This is a genomic window from Pseudotabrizicola sp. L79 (assembly GCF_036553525.1).
In the GTDB taxonomy this organism is placed as follows: domain Bacteria; phylum Pseudomonadota; class Alphaproteobacteria; order Rhodobacterales; family Rhodobacteraceae; genus Pseudotabrizicola.
Genome location: NZ_JAZHDA010000053.1, coordinates 371,750 through 387,639, shown reverse-complemented (window position 1 = coordinate 387,639; position 15,890 = coordinate 371,750). Strand labels below are relative to the sequence as shown.

Genomic DNA, 15,890 nt, shown 5'->3' with positions numbered 1-15,890 from the left:
ATGAAGACGGTCTCGGAAAACCGCTGTTTCGGGGGGGTGCAAGGGGTTTATACCCATGCGTCGCAGGCGACGGGGGGGGATATGACCTTTGGCCTGTATCTGCCCGAAGCGGCCGAGGATGGGGCGGTGCCGGTGGTCTGGTATCTGTCGGGGCTGACCTGCACACATGAAAACGCCATGGCCAAGGCGGGTGCGCAGCGCTGGGCGGCCGAGGCGCAGGTGGCGCTGATCTTTCCCGATACCTCGCCGCGGGGCGAGGGCGTGGCCAATGACCCGGCGTTTGATCTGGGGCAGGGCGCGGGCTTTTATGTCAACGCGACCGAGGCACCCTGGGCCCCGCATTTCCGCATGTGGGATTACGTGACCGAGGAACTGCCGACCCTTTTGTTCAACGCCTTTCCGCTGGCCGAAGAGGCGCAGGCGATCATGGGTCATTCGATGGGCGGCCATGGCGCGCTGACCATCGCGATGAGCTTTCCGGGGCGGTTCAAATCGGTTTCGGCCTTTGCGCCGATTTGCCACCCCACGGCCAGCGATTGGGGGCGCAAGCAGTTTGCGGCCTATCTGGGCAAGGATGAGGCGGCCTGGGCCCCGCATGATTCAACGCTGTTGATGCGCAAGCGTGGGTTTGACGGGCCGATCCTGATTGATCAGGGCACGCAGGATCAGTTCCTTGATCTGCTGATGCCCGAGGCCTTGTCCGAGGCCATGGCCAGCCGCCGGCAGGGCGGGATTTTCCGGATGCAAAAGGGCTATGATCACAGCTATTTCTTCGTCTCGACCTTTATGGAGGATCACATGGCCTTTCACGCCAAGGCGATTTACGGCTAGGCCATGGCGCGCATTTTCATTGATGCCGATGCCTGCCCCGTCAAGGCCGAGGCCGAGCGCGTGGCCTCGCGCCATGGGGTGGCGATGCTGGTGGTGTCGAACGGCGGTATAAGGCCGTCGGCCAACCCTTTGGTGCAATCGGTCTTTGTGGCCGAAGGCCCGGATGAGGCCGACAAATGGATCGCCGAGGCCTGTGGGCCGGGCGATGTGGTGGTGACGGGGGATATTCCGCTGGCCGCGAAATGCGTGGCGGCGGGGGCGGCGGTGATCAAGCATAATGGCGAGGAACTGACGCCCGCCAATATCGGCATGGCGCTGGCCACGCGCGATCTGATGCAGGATCTGCGCAGCGCCGATCCCTTTCGTCAGGGCGGCGGGCGGCCCTTTTCCAAGGCCGACCGGTCGCGGTTTCTGGATGTTCTGGACCGGTTGGTTCGGCGTGTGAAAGGCTGAATGCGCCCGAATTTGTCGGAAACAAGCTAGATGCTTGCGTCTGGGGGCGCTTCTACTGGCGGCATGGCCTTACCCCCTGCATCCCCCGCCCTGCCGCCAGTGAACCCCACGTTGACAGGTATTCTGTTGGCCCTTGGTGGGTCGCTGACCCTGTCGATCAATGATGTCGCGATCAAGTTTCTGTCGGGCGATTACCCCCTGCATGAGGTGATCCTGGTGCGCGCGGTGATTGGCCTGGTGTTTCTGGCCGGGCTGATCCGCCTGTCGGGGCAAAGCTTTCGGCTGTTTCGCACGCAAAAGCCGCTGGATCATCTGATCCGGGTGTCGATCGTCATGGTGTCGAATGTCACCTATTTTCTGGGCCTTGCGGCCATGCCTTTGGCCGATGCGGTGGCGGTGGCCTATGTCTCGCCGCTGATTGTCACTCTGTTGTCTGTGGTGCTGCTGGGCGAAAGTGTGGGCCCCCGGCGCTGGGCGGCGGTGTCGGTGGGGATGATCGGGGTGCTGATCATGCTGCGGCCCGGATCGGGCGTGATTCAGCCTGCGGCCATTCTGGTGCTGATTTCGGCGTTTTGCTATGCCTCTAGCCATATGATGACACGGCGGATGCGGGCCACCGAAAGCGCGATCACCCTGTCGTTCTATGTGCAATGCGGCTTTGTTCTGGTCAGTTGCACCATGGGGCTGGTGGTGGGCGATGGCAAATTCGCCGGGTCTGCCAACCCGTCGCTGGCGTTCTTGTTCCGGCCCTGGGTCTGGCCCGCGCTGACCGATCTGCCCGCCTTTCTGGCCACGGGTGTGGCGGTGGCGGTGGGGGGGCTGATGGTCAGTCAGGCCTATCGTCTGTGCGAAGCGGGGTTGATTGCCCCGTTTGAATATGCCGGAATGCCGATGGCTATTTTCTGGGGGGTGATGATCTTTGGAACATGGCCTGACATGACGGCCTGGGCAGGGATTGCGCTGATCTGCGGGGCCGGGCTTTACACGCTGTACCGCGAAACCAGACGCAGGCAGGAGACACGGTTTGACACCCGAAGCGGTCGTGTTTGACATCGGCAATGTGCTGATCGAATGGAACCCCGAGCGGTTTTACGACAGCCAGATTGGCCCAGAGGCGCGGCAGCGGCTGTTTGCCGAGGTTGATCTGCATGGCATGAATGATCTGATCGACGCGGGCGCGCTGTTTCGCGAAACGATTTACGATTGGGCCGCGCGGCACCCGGATTGGGGCCGCGAAATCCGGTGGTGGTATGACCATTGGATCGATATGGCCAGCCCGCGGATCGAAGGCTCGATCGCCCTGCTGCGGGCGCTGCGGGCCAAGGGCGTGCCGGTGTTTGCGCTGACGAATTTTGGCATTCACAGTTTTGCCTATGCCCAGACGCAATATGATTTTCTGGCCGAATTCGACCGGGCCTATGTGTCGGGGCATTTGGGCATGATCAAGCCTGATCCGGCGATTTATCGCGCGGTGGGGGCCGATTGCGGGCTGGCCCCCGGGCGGCTGATCTTTACCGACGACCGGGCCGACAATATTGTCGCCGCGGCGGCGCAGGGCTGGCAGACACATCTCTTTACCGGTTGGCGGGGCTGGGCCGAGCGTCTGGTGGCCGTTGGTCTTTTGACACAGGCAGAGGCAGGGCTATGACCATTCAGGTGATCGGCAAGGAAGCAGAGGCGTTGATGACCTGGGCGGGGCTGACCGCCGCGATCGAGGCCGGGCATCGGCGGCCACGGGCCGAGATCAAGGATATGTTCCTGTATCGGGGCGGTGACACCCTGTTGAACCGGGCGGCCTGGATTGATGGTCTGGCCCAGTTGGTCAAGGTGGCGACGGTGTTTCCGGGCAATGCCGCTGCCGGGCAGCCCACGATCAACGGGGCCGTCACCTTGTATGACGACCAGACCGGGATGCTGAAGGCGCTGATCGATTTTCATCTGGTGACCAAGTGGAAAACGGCTGGCGACAGTTTGCTGTCGGCCAGGCGGCTGGCGCGCAAGGATGCCCGGCGCATTCTGCTGGTGGGGGCGGGCACGGTGGCGCGGTCGATGATCGACGCCTATTCCAGCGCCTTTCCGGCGGCACGGTTCACCGTCTGGAGCCGCACCCGCGCCAGTGCCGAGGCGATGGGGCAGGCCGTGGCCGAGGATCTGGAGGCGGCGGTCAAGGCGGCCGACATCATCTGCACCGCCACCATGGCCACCACGCCGCTGATCAAGGGCGATTGGCTGCAACCCGGCCAGCATCTTGATCTGATCGGGGCCTATAAGCCCGGCATGCGTGAGGTGGATGACACCGCCATGGCGCGGGCGCGGCTGTTTGTCGATTCGCGGGCCACCACGCTGCACCATATCGGCGAGTTGATCGAGCCCTTGGCCTCGGGCGCGATTGCCGAGGCGGATGTGATTGCCGATTTCTACGATGATCCGGCGTTGTATGCACGGCGCTCTGACGAGGAGATCACCATTGCCAAGAACGGCGGTGGCGCGCATCTGGATCTGATGACCGCCGACTATATCGCCGGGGTCTGGGCCGCACGGGCCTGACTGTTCTGAAATGTTCGGGGAAATTTGGTCGGAGCGAGAGGATTCGAACCTCCGACCCCCTGCTCCCGAAGCAGGTGCGCTACCAGGCTGCGCTACGCTCCGACCGTGGGCGTTCGGTTAAACCCTTCTGCCGGGAATGGCAAGAGGATTTCCCTAGTCGCCCCGCTGGCTTTCGCCGCGTTTCAACAGCAGGCTGATGCGCGGCATCAGGCCGGTTTCGGCGCGGGATTTGTTGGCCAGAACCGGTGTGTTCTTTGATGCATCCGACGTGCCTTCGCGCAGCACGATATAGATGCCCGAGGCGATGATGACGCCCGTGCCGATGATCGTCCACTTGTCGGGGTGTTCGTCAAAGAACAGCGATCCGTAAAGGGCGGCCCAGATGATCTGGGAATATTGCATGGGCGCGACGATGACGGCCGGGGCCGCGCGATAAGCGGCAATCACCAGCATGGCGGCGATAAAGCCCATGCCCGCGATGACCCCGGTCAAGGCCAGATGTTCAAGCGGCATCGGCACATAGACAAAGGGCATGGTGGCGCCGGTGACAAAAACGCTGGCCATCATCGGCCAGATCATCAGCACCGCCGAACGCTCGGCCGCCCCGATCTTGCGCACGATGAGTGAGTTGATCGACCCCGTCACCGCAGCGCCAAGTGCGGCGGCATGGCCCCAGGACAAATCGGCCGAACCGGGGCGCAGCACGATCAGCACGCCGCACAGGCCCACCAGAACGGCAAGGCCGCGGCGGATGCCCACCTTTTCGCCCAGCATCGGGATGGCCAGCAGCGTGATCAGCAGCGGCATGGCAAAGAGAATGGCATAGGTTTGCGCCAGTGGCAGAACGGAAAAGGCGTAAAAGGCCGCAGCACCGGTGCTGACAGCCGTCAGGGCACGGATCAGCGACCACCACGGGTGGCGGGGGATCAGGTTGCCATCTGTCGGATCGCTCATCAGCATCAGGGTGATCAGCGGAAACCCCAGCAGGCCGGAAAAGAAGATGATCTGAAACGAACTGTAATCCGAGCCAAGGAATTTGATCACCACATCATGGGTGGCATAGATGCCAAAAGCTGCCAGCGACAGAAGCGCCCCTTTCAGGTTCGGTCCCATGGTGCATTTCCTTTTTGGCTTGGGCTGGAAAAGAGACCCGTTTGCGCTATCGGCCTTTTGGCAGAAGCGCGCCGGTGGCTCAAGCTGGAATGAAAAGGCCCGCACGAATGGCGGGCCTTTTGCGGTCTTCTGCCGGGGTCAGAGGCCCGAGTCAGAGGCGGGGGTCAGAGGCTTGCGTCGAGGGCGGCGATGATGGCATCGCCCATCTGGCTGGTTGACACCGGGGTGCCGCCTTCGGGGCCCATCAGATCGGCTGTGCGCACGCCATCGGCCAGCACCTTTTCCACGGCCTTTTCCACGCGCGTCGCCTCGTCGCCCATATCGAACGAATAGCGCAAGGCCATGGCAAACGACAGAACGCAGGCAATCGGGTTGGCCTTGCCCTGACCGGCAATGTCTGGGGCCGAACCGTGCACGGGTTCATACAGCGCCTTGGGGCGGCCGTTGGCCATCGGTGCGCCAAGGCTGGCCGAGGGCAGCATGCCCAGCGAACCGGTCAGCATGGCCGCCGCATCCGACAACAGATCGCCGAACAGGTTGTCGGTCACGATCACATCGAATTGCTTGGGCCAGCGGCACAGCTGCATGGCACCGGCATCGGCATACATATGGCTCAGCTCGACGTCGGGGTATTCCTTGTCGTGAATTTCCTGCACCACTTCGCGCCACAGGATGCCCGATTCCATCACATTGGCCTTCTCCATCGAGCAGACCTTGTTGCCACGCTTGCGGGCCAGTTCAAAGGCGCTGCGGGCAACGCGGGCGATTTCACTCTCGGTATAGCGCTGGGTGTTGATGCCCACACGCTCGTTGCCCTCGACAAAGATGCCGCGCGGTTCGCCGAAATAGACACCGCTGGTCAGTTCGCGCACGATCACGATATCCAGACCGGCCACGACCTCTTTCTTCAGGCTGGAGAAATCTGCCAGCGCGTCAAAGCACTGGGCGGGGCGCAGGTTGGAAAACAGATCCATTTCCTTGCGCAGGCGCAGCAGGCCGCGCTCGGGCTTTACGCTGAAATCCAGCTTGTCATATTTCGGGCCACCAACGGCGCCCAGAAGAACGGCATCCACCTCTTGCGCCTTTGCCATGGTGGCATCGGTCAGCGGGGTGCCGTGGGCGTCATAGGCGCAGCCGCCGACAAGATCTTCGCTGACGTCAAAGGTGACGCCGCGCTTGTCGCCCATCCAGGCGATGATCTTTTTCACTTCGGCCATGACTTCGGGGCCGATGCCGTCGCCGGCGAGGATCAGAAGGGAGGGATTTGCCACGGATAGGCTCCTGTTGATCGGGTCGGACCGGGCCTAGCCAAGGTCTGCCCCGGGGTCAAGGGATTTGGGCACAGCAGCAGCGTTGCCCCGCTGTCAGAAGTGCAGATCTACCCAGATGGGGCGGTGCCTTGCGCCCGCGGGCGCGGCGGCAAGACCCGACGCGCTGACAGCCAGATCGGCCGAGGGCAGGATATAGGCGGTGCGCAACGGGCCGATGGTGCCGCCATAATCCGACGTATCCCCCGACAGGGCCGATTGCAGACGCGGGTCATCCAAAAGCGCCTGAATGGCCGCGGGGTTGCCATCGCCTTTGTCGGGGTCGGCATTGGCCTGCCCCACCAGCGCAAAGGGGGCTGCGGGGGGCGGGGCGGGCAAAGCGCCATCCAGCAGCAGCGTCCAGAACCGCGTTTCATCGTGGTTGCGCTTGCCGTTGCGGTCTTCGGGGCCGTCAAAGGCGGGCGTGGTGGCATGCCATGTCAGAATGTGGAACGCCCGGCCATCGGGCAGGGCAAGGGCCGTGTCGTGATGGCCATTGGTCGAAAGGCGCAGCAGTGCCGCGGCCCCATCGGGCAAGGGCGGCAGATCGACGCCCGGCAAGTCGCGCCACAAAAAGGCCGAATGGTCCTGGCCTTGATCGGGCAGAACGGGCAGGCGCGACAGCAGCGCCATGCCGCCTTGGCCGGGAAACAGGCCAAAGCCCATGGCATCGCGCGCCTCATCGTTGCGGCCATTGCCATCCAGATCCAGCCCGGTTGGCACCCCGGTATTGGGGCGCAGGGGCACCAGATGGGGATAGGGCTGCGCCAGTTGCGCATTCAGCGCTCGCAGGGCCAGCCCGCCGGCATCGTAATCAAAGCCGCTCAGCACCAGAACATCGGCCTTCAGGCTGTCGATGGCTTGCACAGCCTGCGCCAGATCGGCCAGACTGTCCTGATCGGGCCTGCCGTCCTGATTGACCAGTTTCATCAGATCACGGGCCAGCAGGCCGGGGCCCTTGCGCTGCACATCGGCATTCCAGAACCCCAGACGCAGATCCTGGGCCATGGCCGGGGTGGTCAGCGCCAGCAACAGCCCAAGGATCAGGCCGTGGCCAAGGCGCGCCCGTCGGTCTGGTCGTTGGCGCGGCGCATGTCGCGGATCAACTCGGCAATGCGCCCAAGCGCGATACCGCGCATGAAAAGGCTGGCTGGCAAAAAGGCCCATGCTGTCATCGTCCAGATCAGGGTTTGTGACGAGGTCAGCCTGTCGGGGTCCAGCCCGGTGCTGCCAAGTGCAACAACCAAGGGTAGAGCAAAGGGCAGCAGAAAACCAAGGGCAATGTTGATGCGCCCATCGCGTTCCAGCCGCGTGACAACGTCGCCCCCGGCCGTCGGGTCAAAGGTTGGCAGGTTCACCCAGACATTGAAGGGCCGATCCTTCATCGGCCAGGCGCCCATGCGGATCGAGATGACAAAAACCGACAGCGAGATCAGCGAGGTGAAATAGGCAATGCCCGCTGCAATGCGCACTGTGGCGATCTGCTGCGCGGTGGCATCGCCCGCCAGTGTCAGCGTGACAAGGCGCACCGGGGAATAGGGGAAATCCATCGCCTGGCCGATCAGCACGCCAATCACCTGCACGAATTCCGACAGGCTGTTCGGCGCCGTTTGCCCGCGTTCGATGATGGTCAGCCCCATCACGGTCATCACCAGCATGCCAAAACGGATGCGGTTAAAGGGCGGGGCGTCGCGGAATTCGGTGACACTGGGATATTCCGAATTGTATTCGGCAAAGACCAGCGCCCCGGCAAACAAGGCAAAAAGTGCAACGAGTTGCCTTGAATCGCCTGATGCGCTGTCCAGCAAAAGTGACGGTGCCGCCAGAACGGCCACCATCAGAAATGCGCGCATCAATGCCCCGGTTGCCCGTGAAGCCACTGCCTTCATACCTTCCGTGCGGTCGGCCTCCGTGCTTTGCGGCTGCCTTAGACCATGATTTCCGCCCCATTTGTGGCGGCCTGCCTCAATCTTGCCCAATTTGTGCCTTCTTTCGACTGGCCTCGCAATCAGTTCTTGGACCTTCCTTTACCAATGGGGCGCTTTCGCGGAGGAACTGTCGCCGGATTGCATCAAACTGGGGGCAAGAAAAAGGCCGCCCCAAGGGGCGGCCCAAGATATTGTGGTATAAGGGAAATCAGGCCCAAGGGCGCTGTGCCGCATTCTTGGCTTCAAAGCTGTCGATTGCGGCGGCCTTTTCCAGCGTCAGGCCAATATCGTCCAAACCGTTCATCAGGCAGTGCTTGCGGAAGGGGTCAACGTCAAACCCGATCTTGGTGCCATCGGACAGGGTGATGGTCTGATCGGCCAAGCTGACTTCGATCCGGGCATTGGCGCCCTTTTCGGCATCTTTCATGCACAGATCGCGCTCGGCCTCGGGCAGCACGATCGGCAGGATGCCGTTCTTGAAGCAGTTGTTGTAGAAGATGTCGGCAAAGCTGGTCGAAATCACGCAGCGGATGCCGAAATCGGCGATGGCCCAAGGGGCATGTTCGCGCGACGAGCCGCAGCCAAAGTTGTCGCCCGCGACCAGAATCTGGGCCTTGCGATACTGCGGCTTGTTCAGCACGAAATCGGCAATCTCATTGCCCTGCCGGTCATAGCGCATTTCGTCAAACAGGTTCACCCCAAGGCCCGACCGCTTGATGGTCTTCAGGAACTGCTTGGGGATGATCATGTCGGTGTCGATATTGACCAGCGGCATGGGGGCCGCGATGCCGGTCAGCGTGGTGAAGGGGGTCATCGGGTTCTCCTGTCGTTGCTGCCTCATAGCGCAGCACAGGCCACCCATCAAGCAGTCACGGGACGAAATAGGTCAGCGCCGCCCAGTCAGATTTCCACACCGGCCCGGCCTTGGCGTCATTGTTGGGCAGTGCTTCGATCACCACATTATCGGCCAGATAGGTGACACCCGATTGCGCGGGCACCCGCGCCACGCCCTGTGCATCGGTGGTGTGCATCGTCTCGGTCACACTGCCATCGGCGGCCATGGCAAACAATTCGACCTGCACACCGGGGCGGGGTTGGCCATCCAGCAGCACCAGCAACGGCAGGCCAGCGGTCAGATCGTCGGTATAGGGGTTGGCCTGCGCCACGATCTCGATGCGCAAACCCATGGCGCGATCGGCCCCGGACCCGGTGCCAACAGCGATCAAGGCTTTGGAAAAGCGGCGGTAAATCTCGGTAAAGCCCGACTCTGGCAGGCCCCGCGCGCGATGCTGGGCCAAAACCTCGGGCGCGGCCTTGTGGGTTGCAAAGGTTTCAAACTTGGCAAACTCCTTGTAGCGCAGGCTGCTATAGGCGGTTTCGTGCACCACCACCGCCAGCCCGTTCTGGTCGGGGGCTGCGCCGTCAAGGGCCGGAATATCGCCCAACCGGCTGACAACCGGGGCCACATCTTCGCCCATCACCACCTCAAACCGTGTGATCTCTCCGGGCAGATAGGGGATCGACACGCCCTTCATATGCTGGCCATTCTTCTGATCGACCCTTAGGCTGCCCCCCGGCTGAACCAAGAAGTTTTCGGGCATCAGCCAGAATTCATGGGCCTTTGCCAAGGTCGCGCTAAATGACACGATCATAAGCCCAAGACCGATCACGCGGCTGATGCTGCGCCAATGAATGAGATCCATGATGGCCGTTCCCCTGTTTTCCTTCCTTCGTTACTTGGCCCTGATTCTGGTCATGTCAATTGCGGCGCTGCCCGCCCGCGCGCATGAGGTGCGGCCCGCCGTGGCCGATGTGGCCATTGGGGCCGATACCGTTGCGCTGACCATCCGCCTGACGCTGGAACCCATGTTGGCCGGAATGGATCTGGCCGGGCTGGAAGATACCAACGACTCGCCCTTTTCCGACCGTTATGATGCCTTGCGCGCCGAAGACCCCGGCACCCTGACCGCAGAACTGGAGCGGGCCTGGCCCCGGCTTGCGCCGCGCTTTGTGATCAAGGCGGGGGACACGCTGGTGGTGCCGCGCATCCTGACCGTTTCGGTGCCCGAGGTGGGAGATGTCAGCCTGCCGCGCGATTCCTTTCTGGTGCTGATGGCCGATTTGCCCGCCGATGGCACCCCCGTGCAGATCGGCTGGGATGCGGCCTTTGGCAGCCTTGCCCTGCGTCAGGCCGAAGGCGATGCCAATTCTTATGCGGCGCTGCTGACAGGGGGTGCCCTGTCCGACGCCCTGCCGCGTGACACGGTGGTGGATGACAGCGCCGGCGCGGTCTTTGTGCGCTATATCGTGTCGGGCTTTGAACATATCATCCCCAAGGGCCTTGATCACATTCTGTTCGTGCTGGGCCTTTATTTCTATGCGCTGCGGTTTGGGCCGATGCTGGCGCAGGTCACCGCCTTTACCCTTGCCCATACGGTCACACTGGCGCTGGCCAGCCTGAAAATCGTGCAGGTGCCGGCCGAGATCGTCGAGCCGCTGATCGCGGCCTCGATCGTCTATGTCGCGGTTGAAAACATCATCGGCGGCGGGCGCATCGGCCCGTTGCGGGTGGCGGTTGTGTTTGGCTTTGGCCTGCTGCACGGGCTTGGCTTTGCCTCGGTGCTGGGCGATGTCGGATTGCAAGACAGCCGTTTCGTGGTGGGGCTGATCGGGTTCAATATCGGGGTGGAACTGGGCCAGTTGGCGGTGATTTTGGTGGCCTTTCTGGCGCTGGGCCTGCCCTTTGGCAAAAAGCCTTGGTATCGCAGCGCAATCGCGGTGCCCGCATCCTGCGCCATCGCGGCGGTGGGCGCGTGGTGGACGGTCGAGCGGGCGTTCTTCTGACCCCAAAGCAAAGGGGCGGCAGGTTTCCCCGCCGCCCCCTTTTGCTTGGGTCTGGGCCGATCAGGCGGTTTCGCCCATCATCTCGCGCACATCTGTCAGATGGCCGGTGATGGCGGCAGCGGCGGCCATGGCCGGGCTCATCAGATGGGTGCGGCCCTTATAACCCTGACGCCCTTCGAAGTTGCGGTTGGATGTCGAGGCGCAGCGTTCGCCCGGCGCCAGTTGGTCGGGGTTCATCGCCAGGCACATCGAGCAGCCCGCCAGACGCCATTCAAAACCGGCATCAATAAAGATCTGCGCCAGCCCTTCTTCTTCGGCCTGTGCGCGCACAAGGCCCGATCCCGGCACCACCATGGCGCGCTTGACGGCAATCTTCTTGCCCTTCAGCACGGCCGCCGCAGCGCGCAGATCTTCGATCCGGCCATTGGTGCACGATCCGATGAACACGGTGTCGATCTTGATGTCGGTCAGCTTTTGCCCCGGTGTCAGGCCCATGTAATCGATCGAGCGCTGGGCAGCCTCGACCTTGCCACCGCTAAAGTCGCTGGCCGCCGGAACGGTGCTGGTGATCGGCAGCACGTCTTCGGGGCTGGTACCCCATGTCACAACCGGGGCGATGTCTTCGCCCTTGATGGTGATGACCTTGTCGAAATGCGCGCCTTCATCGGTGAACAGCGTTTTCCAATAGGCCAGCGCGGCCTCCCACTTGGCACCTTTGGGCGCGTGGGGGCGGCCCATGCAGTAGTCAAACGTCTTTTCATCGGGCGCAATCAGGCCCGCGCGGGCACCGCCCTCGATGGCCATGTTGCACACGGTCATCCGGCCTTCCATCGACAATTCGCGGATCGCCTGGCCGCAATATTCGATGACATAGCCGGTGCCACCCGCCGTGCCGGTGGCGCCGATCACCGACAGGGTGATGTCCTTGGCGGTCACGCCGGGGCGCAATGACCCGGTGATTTCCACCTTCATGTTCTTCGATTTCTTCTGGATCAGCGTCTGGGTGGCCAACACATGCTCCACCTCGGATGTGCCGATGCCATGGGCCAGCGCACCAAAGGCGCCATGCGTTGCGGTATGGCTGTCACCACAAACCACCGTCATGCCCGGCAGCGTCCAGCCCTGCTCGGGGCCGACGATATGCACGATGCCCTGACGGACGTCAGACACCGGATAATAGTTGATGCCGAAATCCTTGGCGTTCTTGTCCAAGGCCTCAACCTGAATGCGGCTGTCTTCGGTCATCGTCGCGGCATTGGCGCGGTCCAGCGTGGTGGGCACGTTGTGGTCCGGCACGGCAATGGTCTTTTCCGGTGCGCGCACCTTGCGGCCCGTCATGCGCAGGCCTTCAAAGGCCTGCGGGCTGGTCACTTCGTGCACCAGATGGCGGTCGATATACAGAAGGCAGGTGCCATCATCGGCTTGGTGGACAACATGGTCGTCCCAGATCTTGTCATAGAGTGTGCGAGGAGCCATGGCTCTGACCTATCGTTGGAAAGTTCGGAAAAAAGGGGTCGTCCTGAACGCAGTTGCGGGCGCGATGGCGCCCCCCGCGTCAAAGTCGGGCAAGGATGGTGCGGGTCATGCCGAAAAAGCGGGCCGGCAGCCGCGCATGATCGGTGATGTTGAAATAGATGAACCCGTGCATGGCCAGCGATATACGCGTTTATCCCGTTTCAGGCAAGCGATCCGGCATCTTCGGGCCGCTCGACCCTGATCTGGTCATTCAGCACCCGCACCTCGCGCTGCGGGAAGGGAATTGAAATGCCGTTTTCCTTGAACCCGTCCCACAGGGCCAGAAACACCTCGGACCGGATGTTGGCCAGGCCTTCTGTCGGGTCGGTGATCCAGAAGCGCAGCACATAATCCACCGAACTGTCGCCAAAGCCCGCCACATGGCAAACCGCAGGCTTTGTGCGCAGCACGCGCTCAACGCTTTCGGCCGCGGCCACCGCCACCCGGCGCACCAGATAAGGGTCGTCGTGATATGACGTGCCAAAGGCAATCTCGATCCGCACGAAATTGTTGGAATGCGACCAGTTCACCACCTGCCCGGTAATCAGGTCTTCGTTCGGAATCAGATATTCCTTGCCGTCACGGGTCACCACGCTGACATAGCGCGCGCCAAGGCTTTCGATCCAGCCAAAGGTGTCGCCAATGCTGATCACGTCCCCCGGCTTGATCGACTTGTCCAGCAGGATGATCATGCCCGACACAAGGTTCGACACCACCTTTTGCAGACCGAAACCCAGGCCCACACCAATCGCCCCCGACAGAACGGCAAGCCCGGTCAGATCAAACCCGACCGCCTTCAGCCCGATGAAAAACGCCGCCCCATAGGCGCTGATCTGCATCAGCTTGACCGCCAACACCTGCACCGATGGGCTGATGTCGTCATTGCGGCGAATACGGTTGGCGGCCCCCGTTGTCAGCAACCGCGCCGCGGTGACAAGCGCACCGGTCACCACCAGCGCCTTGGTCACGGTCAGGGCCGACAGCCGGAAATCGCCAAAGGTGATGGCGATCGAATCCAGAAACTGCGTAAAAGTATCCAGAAACCCAAGATACAGCACGGTCACATAGACCCATGCCCCCCAGGTCACCATCCGGCGCAAGAACCGGTTTCGGATCAGCTTGGTCACCAGCCCGATCACAACCCAGGCCGTGCCGATGGTGGCGGCCAACTCTACGATATAGCGGCGCGACGGGAACGGGTTGATCATCGAAATGACCACCACCGCCGCCCAGGCCAGCACCACAAACAAGATCCCGCGCAGCCGTTTGCGCAGGGTGATGATGGTGCGCGCCTGCCAAGGCTTCAACTCGGTATGGCTGCGCGCCCAGTCATCCACCCGTGGGGCCAAAAGGCGGGCCAGAACATGGGCCAAGGCAAAGACGCCGATGACAATCACCACCTGCCACAGGCGGAACGGCTGCAACAACGACAGAAAGAACCCCTGAAGCTGCTTGAGCACCTGCTCGGCGCTGGCAATGACTTGTGGATCGATCAGGTCCATCTTTCCCCCGGTTTTTCTTGGCCTTTCCGCCAGAGTCGCACAGTTGCAGGCAATGAGCAAATGTCGCACCCAGCGCCATAAGCCCCCAAACCGCCGCCGCGCCCGCCATCAAGCCTTGCGAAGCCGGCCAATAGGCGATATGGCCCCGGCCTTTCCGGCTGGTGTTGAGATTGCGTCTTGCGGATGCTATTCTTGGTCAAAGCCGCCCGGCGCCGGGGCATGGATCGGCGCGCAACCAGGAGGACGATGTCCTGTCTCATTCTGATCCAGCGACCGGATTGCCGGTCGGACCGCGGGCAAATCGCATGACGGGCCCTGACTTTTCTGCCGAACAGGTGCTGGAAACGGTGCTGGCCTCGGTTGACGACGACAAAGCCGAAGACATTGTGCAGATCGATCTGCGCGGGCGCTCGGATGTGGCCGATTACATGGTCATCTGTTCGGGCCGGTCGTCGCGTCAGGTCGCGGCAATCTCTGAAAAGCTGGCCCAACGTCTGAAAGACACCTTTGGGATTGTCTGCAAGATGGAAGGCAAGGAAACCGGCGATTGGGTGCTGATCGACTCGGGCGATGTCATCGTTCACGTCTTCCGCCCCGAAGTGCGCGATTTCTATCAGCTTGAAAAGATGTGGCTGCCCAGCGGCGCCGATGCCCTTGCCGCGCAGGTTTCGCAGCCCTGATGCGGGTGCATCTTTGCGCCGTGGGCCGGCTGCGGCAGGGCCCCGAGCGTGATCTGATCGACGATTACGTGCAAAGGTTTGACCGAACCGGGCGGGGCATGGCCCTTGGCCCGCTGTCAGAGGTTGAGGTTGAAGACAAGAAAAACCTTGGCATGACCGCCGAGGCCGATCTTCTGGCCAAGGCGATTCCCGCCGGGGCGCTGATTGTTACCCTGGATGAACGTGGCAAGCTGCTGACCAGCCCGGAATTTGCGCAGATGCTGGCCCAATGGCGCGATGGCGGGCGGCAGGATGTGGCCTTTGTGATTGGCGGCGCCGATGGCATCGATCCGGCCCTGCGCGCACGGGCCGATGCGTCGATCAGCTTTGGCAAGATGGTCTGGCCCCATATGCTGGTGCGGGTGATGCTGGCCGAACAATTGTATCGCGCGGCCAGCATCCTGGCGGGCCTGCCCTATCACCGGGCCTGACCGGGGTGTAACTGGGGGGGTGTAACTGGGGGCCTGAGGCGCGGGTGGCTGGCCGGGCAGGGGGGGCTGTCTGCCCCCCAGTTTGGTTTGCCTGCGGCAAACCACCTTCCCCCGAGGATATTTTTGAACAGATGAAACGCAGGTCAGGCCCTGTCTGATGTGGCCACGGCGCTGGCCCAACGCTGTTGCTCGCGGGTTTCCACCGCGCAGGGGCGAGCCGCGCGCAGCCGGGCAAGGGCCAGCGCAGGGTCTTCGCCTGTCTCAACCATCAGGCGCAGCAGCGCCATGCCAGACCGCCCGCAGCCCCCCATGCAATGCGCCAGAACGCGCCCGCCCCGGCCCAGAATGGCGCGGGCCTGATCGGACGCCTTGGGCCAGGCTGCGGCTGTCTGGGCATCGGGGCTGCCAAAGTCGGCAACCGGCAGGTGCCGCCAGGCAATGCCATGCCGGGCCAGGTCTGCGGGCAGGCCCACCGCGCCCTTGGCGGCCAATTCGTCCAGCGGGGTCATCGTCAGCACCAGATCGGGCGACCAGCGGATGATCTGCGCCAGATCTGCCTGATACTGGCCCGTGCGGCCGGGCATTGGGCAGATGCCGATCTGGCCGGCCAGCAGGGGCAGATCGGTGAGGGTGAAGGGCATCTCGCTCTCCGTTGTGGTGGACGTTCGGGGCGCTTGGCCCTAGTGTCTGTCCGGACGAA

Annotated in this window: 17 protein-coding genes and 1 tRNA gene; 8 read left to right on the top strand and 10 right to left on the bottom strand. The window is 62.6% G+C overall.

Going from position 1 to position 15,890, the window contains the following annotated elements; genetic code table 11:
* From fghA to V3C85_RS16820, 5 genes are all read left to right on the top strand, one after another.
* Positions 1-831: an S-formylglutathione hydrolase gene (gene fghA, locus V3C85_RS16840; RefSeq protein WP_331796543.1), complete on the top strand. Its 831-nt coding sequence runs from the start codon at positions 1-3 to the stop codon at positions 829-831.
* A gap of 3 nt (positions 832-834) precedes the next feature.
* On the top strand, positions 835-1,284 hold the full coding sequence (locus V3C85_RS16835) for a YaiI/YqxD family protein (RefSeq protein WP_331796541.1): 450 nt from the start codon (positions 835-837) through the stop codon (positions 1,282-1,284).
* Between the two features lie 99 nt (positions 1,285-1,383).
* On the top strand, positions 1,384-2,334 hold the full coding sequence (locus V3C85_RS16830) for a DMT family transporter (protein ID WP_331796540.1): 951 nt from the start codon (positions 1,384-1,386) through the stop codon (positions 2,332-2,334).
* A complete protein-coding gene (locus V3C85_RS16825) occupies positions 2,309-2,932 on the top strand; it encodes an HAD family hydrolase (protein ID WP_331796539.1) in 624 nt (207 codons plus the stop codon). The genes V3C85_RS16830 and V3C85_RS16825 overlap by 26 nt, the downstream gene beginning before the upstream one ends.
* Positions 2,929-3,831, top strand: a complete 903-nt coding sequence (locus tag V3C85_RS16820) for an ornithine cyclodeaminase family protein (protein WP_331796537.1) — start codon at positions 2,929-2,931, stop codon at positions 3,829-3,831. Before V3C85_RS16825 ends, V3C85_RS16820 begins: the two co-directional genes overlap by 4 nt.
* 25 nt (positions 3,832-3,856) lie before the next feature.
* Here the strand turns inward: V3C85_RS16820 and V3C85_RS16815 are convergent.
* The 7 genes from V3C85_RS16815 to V3C85_RS16785 all read right to left on the bottom strand — a co-directional run bounded on the left by V3C85_RS16815 (position 3,857) and on the right by V3C85_RS16785 (position 9,882).
* Positions 3,857-3,933 (bottom strand) — tRNA-Pro (locus V3C85_RS16815).
* 51 nt (positions 3,934-3,984) lie between these two features.
* Positions 3,985-4,944: a DMT family transporter gene (locus V3C85_RS16810; RefSeq protein WP_331796535.1), complete on the bottom strand. Its 960-nt coding sequence runs from the start codon at positions 4,942-4,944 to the stop codon at positions 3,985-3,987.
* Positions 4,945-5,108: 164 nt separating this feature from the next.
* Positions 5,109-6,215 (bottom strand): 3-isopropylmalate dehydrogenase, encoded by a 1,107-nt coding sequence (gene leuB / locus V3C85_RS16805; RefSeq protein ID WP_331796533.1) that lies wholly within the window; start codon positions 6,213-6,215, stop codon positions 5,109-5,111.
* Positions 6,216-6,308: 93 nt separating this feature from the next.
* Positions 6,309-7,259, bottom strand: a complete 951-nt coding sequence (locus tag V3C85_RS16800) for an endonuclease/exonuclease/phosphatase family protein (protein ID WP_331796827.1) — start codon at positions 7,257-7,259, stop codon at positions 6,309-6,311.
* 35 nt (positions 7,260-7,294) lie between these two features.
* Positions 7,295-8,104 carry a hypothetical protein gene (locus tag V3C85_RS16795; protein WP_331796531.1) on the bottom strand — a complete coding sequence of 270 codons (810 nt, stop codon included), beginning with the start codon at positions 8,102-8,104 and terminating at the stop codon, positions 7,295-7,297.
* Positions 8,105-8,387: 283 nt separating this feature from the next.
* Entirely contained in the window at positions 8,388-8,993 is a 606-nt protein-coding gene (gene leuD, locus V3C85_RS16790) for a 3-isopropylmalate dehydratase small subunit (RefSeq protein ID WP_331796529.1), read from the bottom strand.
* Between the two features lie 55 nt (positions 8,994-9,048).
* Positions 9,049-9,882 (bottom strand): DUF4198 domain-containing protein, encoded by an 834-nt coding sequence (locus V3C85_RS16785; RefSeq protein ID WP_331796528.1) that lies wholly within the window; start codon positions 9,880-9,882, stop codon positions 9,049-9,051.
* Between the two features lies 1 nt (position 9,883).
* Between V3C85_RS16785 and V3C85_RS16780 the strand changes: the two genes are divergently transcribed.
* Positions 9,884-11,023: a HupE/UreJ family protein gene (locus tag V3C85_RS16780; protein WP_331796527.1), complete on the top strand. Its 1,140-nt coding sequence runs from the start codon at positions 9,884-9,886 to the stop codon at positions 11,021-11,023.
* 60 nt (positions 11,024-11,083) lie between these two features.
* On the opposite strand, the gene leuC is transcribed toward V3C85_RS16780, so the two are convergent.
* Together leuC and V3C85_RS16770 are read right to left on the bottom strand one after the other, a co-directional pair.
* Positions 11,084-12,499 (bottom strand): 3-isopropylmalate dehydratase large subunit, encoded by a 1,416-nt coding sequence (gene leuC / locus V3C85_RS16775; RefSeq protein ID WP_331796526.1) that lies wholly within the window; start codon positions 12,497-12,499, stop codon positions 11,084-11,086.
* Positions 12,500-12,699: 200 nt separating this feature from the next.
* On the bottom strand, positions 12,700-14,040 hold the full coding sequence (locus tag V3C85_RS16770) for a mechanosensitive ion channel family protein (RefSeq protein ID WP_331796525.1): 1,341 nt from the start codon (positions 14,038-14,040) through the stop codon (positions 12,700-12,702).
* 305 nt (positions 14,041-14,345) lie between these two features.
* Between V3C85_RS16770 and rsfS the strand changes: the two genes are divergently transcribed.
* Together rsfS and rlmH are read left to right on the top strand one after the other, a co-directional pair.
* Positions 14,346-14,720, top strand: coding sequence for a ribosome silencing factor (gene rsfS, locus V3C85_RS16765; protein WP_331796524.1), 375 nt, complete (start codon positions 14,346-14,348; stop codon positions 14,718-14,720).
* Complete coding sequence (gene rlmH, locus V3C85_RS16760; RefSeq protein WP_331796523.1) at positions 14,720-15,190, top strand: 23S rRNA (pseudouridine(1915)-N(3))-methyltransferase RlmH; 471 nt, start codon at positions 14,720-14,722, stop codon at positions 15,188-15,190. Before rsfS ends, rlmH begins: the two co-directional genes overlap by 1 nt.
* A gap of 143 nt (positions 15,191-15,333) precedes the next feature.
* On the opposite strand, the gene V3C85_RS16755 is transcribed toward rlmH, so the two are convergent.
* On the bottom strand, positions 15,334-15,831 hold the full coding sequence (locus V3C85_RS16755) for a phosphatase domain-containing putative toxin (protein ID WP_331796522.1): 498 nt from the start codon (positions 15,829-15,831) through the stop codon (positions 15,334-15,336).
* Between the last annotated feature and the right edge of the window lie 59 nt (positions 15,832-15,890).

Bases quoted from the DNA above. Each gene is read 5' to 3' on its own strand.
- rlmH (WP_331796523.1), top strand. From the start codon at position 14,720: ATGCGGGTGCATCTTTGCGCCGTGGGCCGGCTGCGGCAGGGCCCCGAG.
- V3C85_RS16785 (WP_331796528.1), bottom strand. From the start codon at position 9,882: ATGGATCTCATTCATTGGCGCAGCATCAGCCGCGTGATCGGTCTTGGG.
- V3C85_RS16800 (WP_331796827.1), bottom strand. From the start codon at position 7,259: ATGGCCCAGGATCTGCGTCTGGGGTTCTGGAATGCCGATGTGCAGCGC.
- V3C85_RS16810 (WP_331796535.1), bottom strand. From the start codon at position 4,944: ATGGGACCGAACCTGAAAGGGGCGCTTCTGTCGCTGGCAGCTTTTGGC.
- V3C85_RS16820 (WP_331796537.1), top strand. From the start codon at position 2,929: ATGACCATTCAGGTGATCGGCAAGGAAGCAGAGGCGTTGATGACCTGG.
- V3C85_RS16835 (WP_331796541.1), top strand. From the start codon at position 835: ATGGCGCGCATTTTCATTGATGCCGATGCCTGCCCCGTCAAGGCCGAG.
- fghA (WP_331796543.1), top strand. From the start codon at position 1: ATGAAGACGGTCTCGGAAAACCGCTGTTTCGGGGGGGTGCAAGGGGTT.
- rsfS (WP_331796524.1), top strand. From the start codon at position 14,346: ATGACGGGCCCTGACTTTTCTGCCGAACAGGTGCTGGAAACGGTGCTG.
- V3C85_RS16770 (WP_331796525.1), bottom strand. From the start codon at position 14,040: ATGGACCTGATCGATCCACAAGTCATTGCCAGCGCCGAGCAGGTGCTC.
- V3C85_RS16780 (WP_331796527.1), top strand. From the start codon at position 9,884: ATGGCCGTTCCCCTGTTTTCCTTCCTTCGTTACTTGGCCCTGATTCTG.
- leuC (WP_331796526.1), bottom strand. From the start codon at position 12,499: ATGGCTCCTCGCACACTCTATGACAAGATCTGGGACGACCATGTTGTC.
- V3C85_RS16795 (WP_331796531.1), bottom strand. From the start codon at position 8,104: ATGCGCGCATTTCTGATGGTGGCCGTTCTGGCGGCACCGTCACTTTTG.
- V3C85_RS16755 (WP_331796522.1), bottom strand. From the start codon at position 15,831: ATGCCCTTCACCCTCACCGATCTGCCCCTGCTGGCCGGCCAGATCGGC.
- leuD (WP_331796529.1), bottom strand. From the start codon at position 8,993: ATGACCCCCTTCACCACGCTGACCGGCATCGCGGCCCCCATGCCGCTG.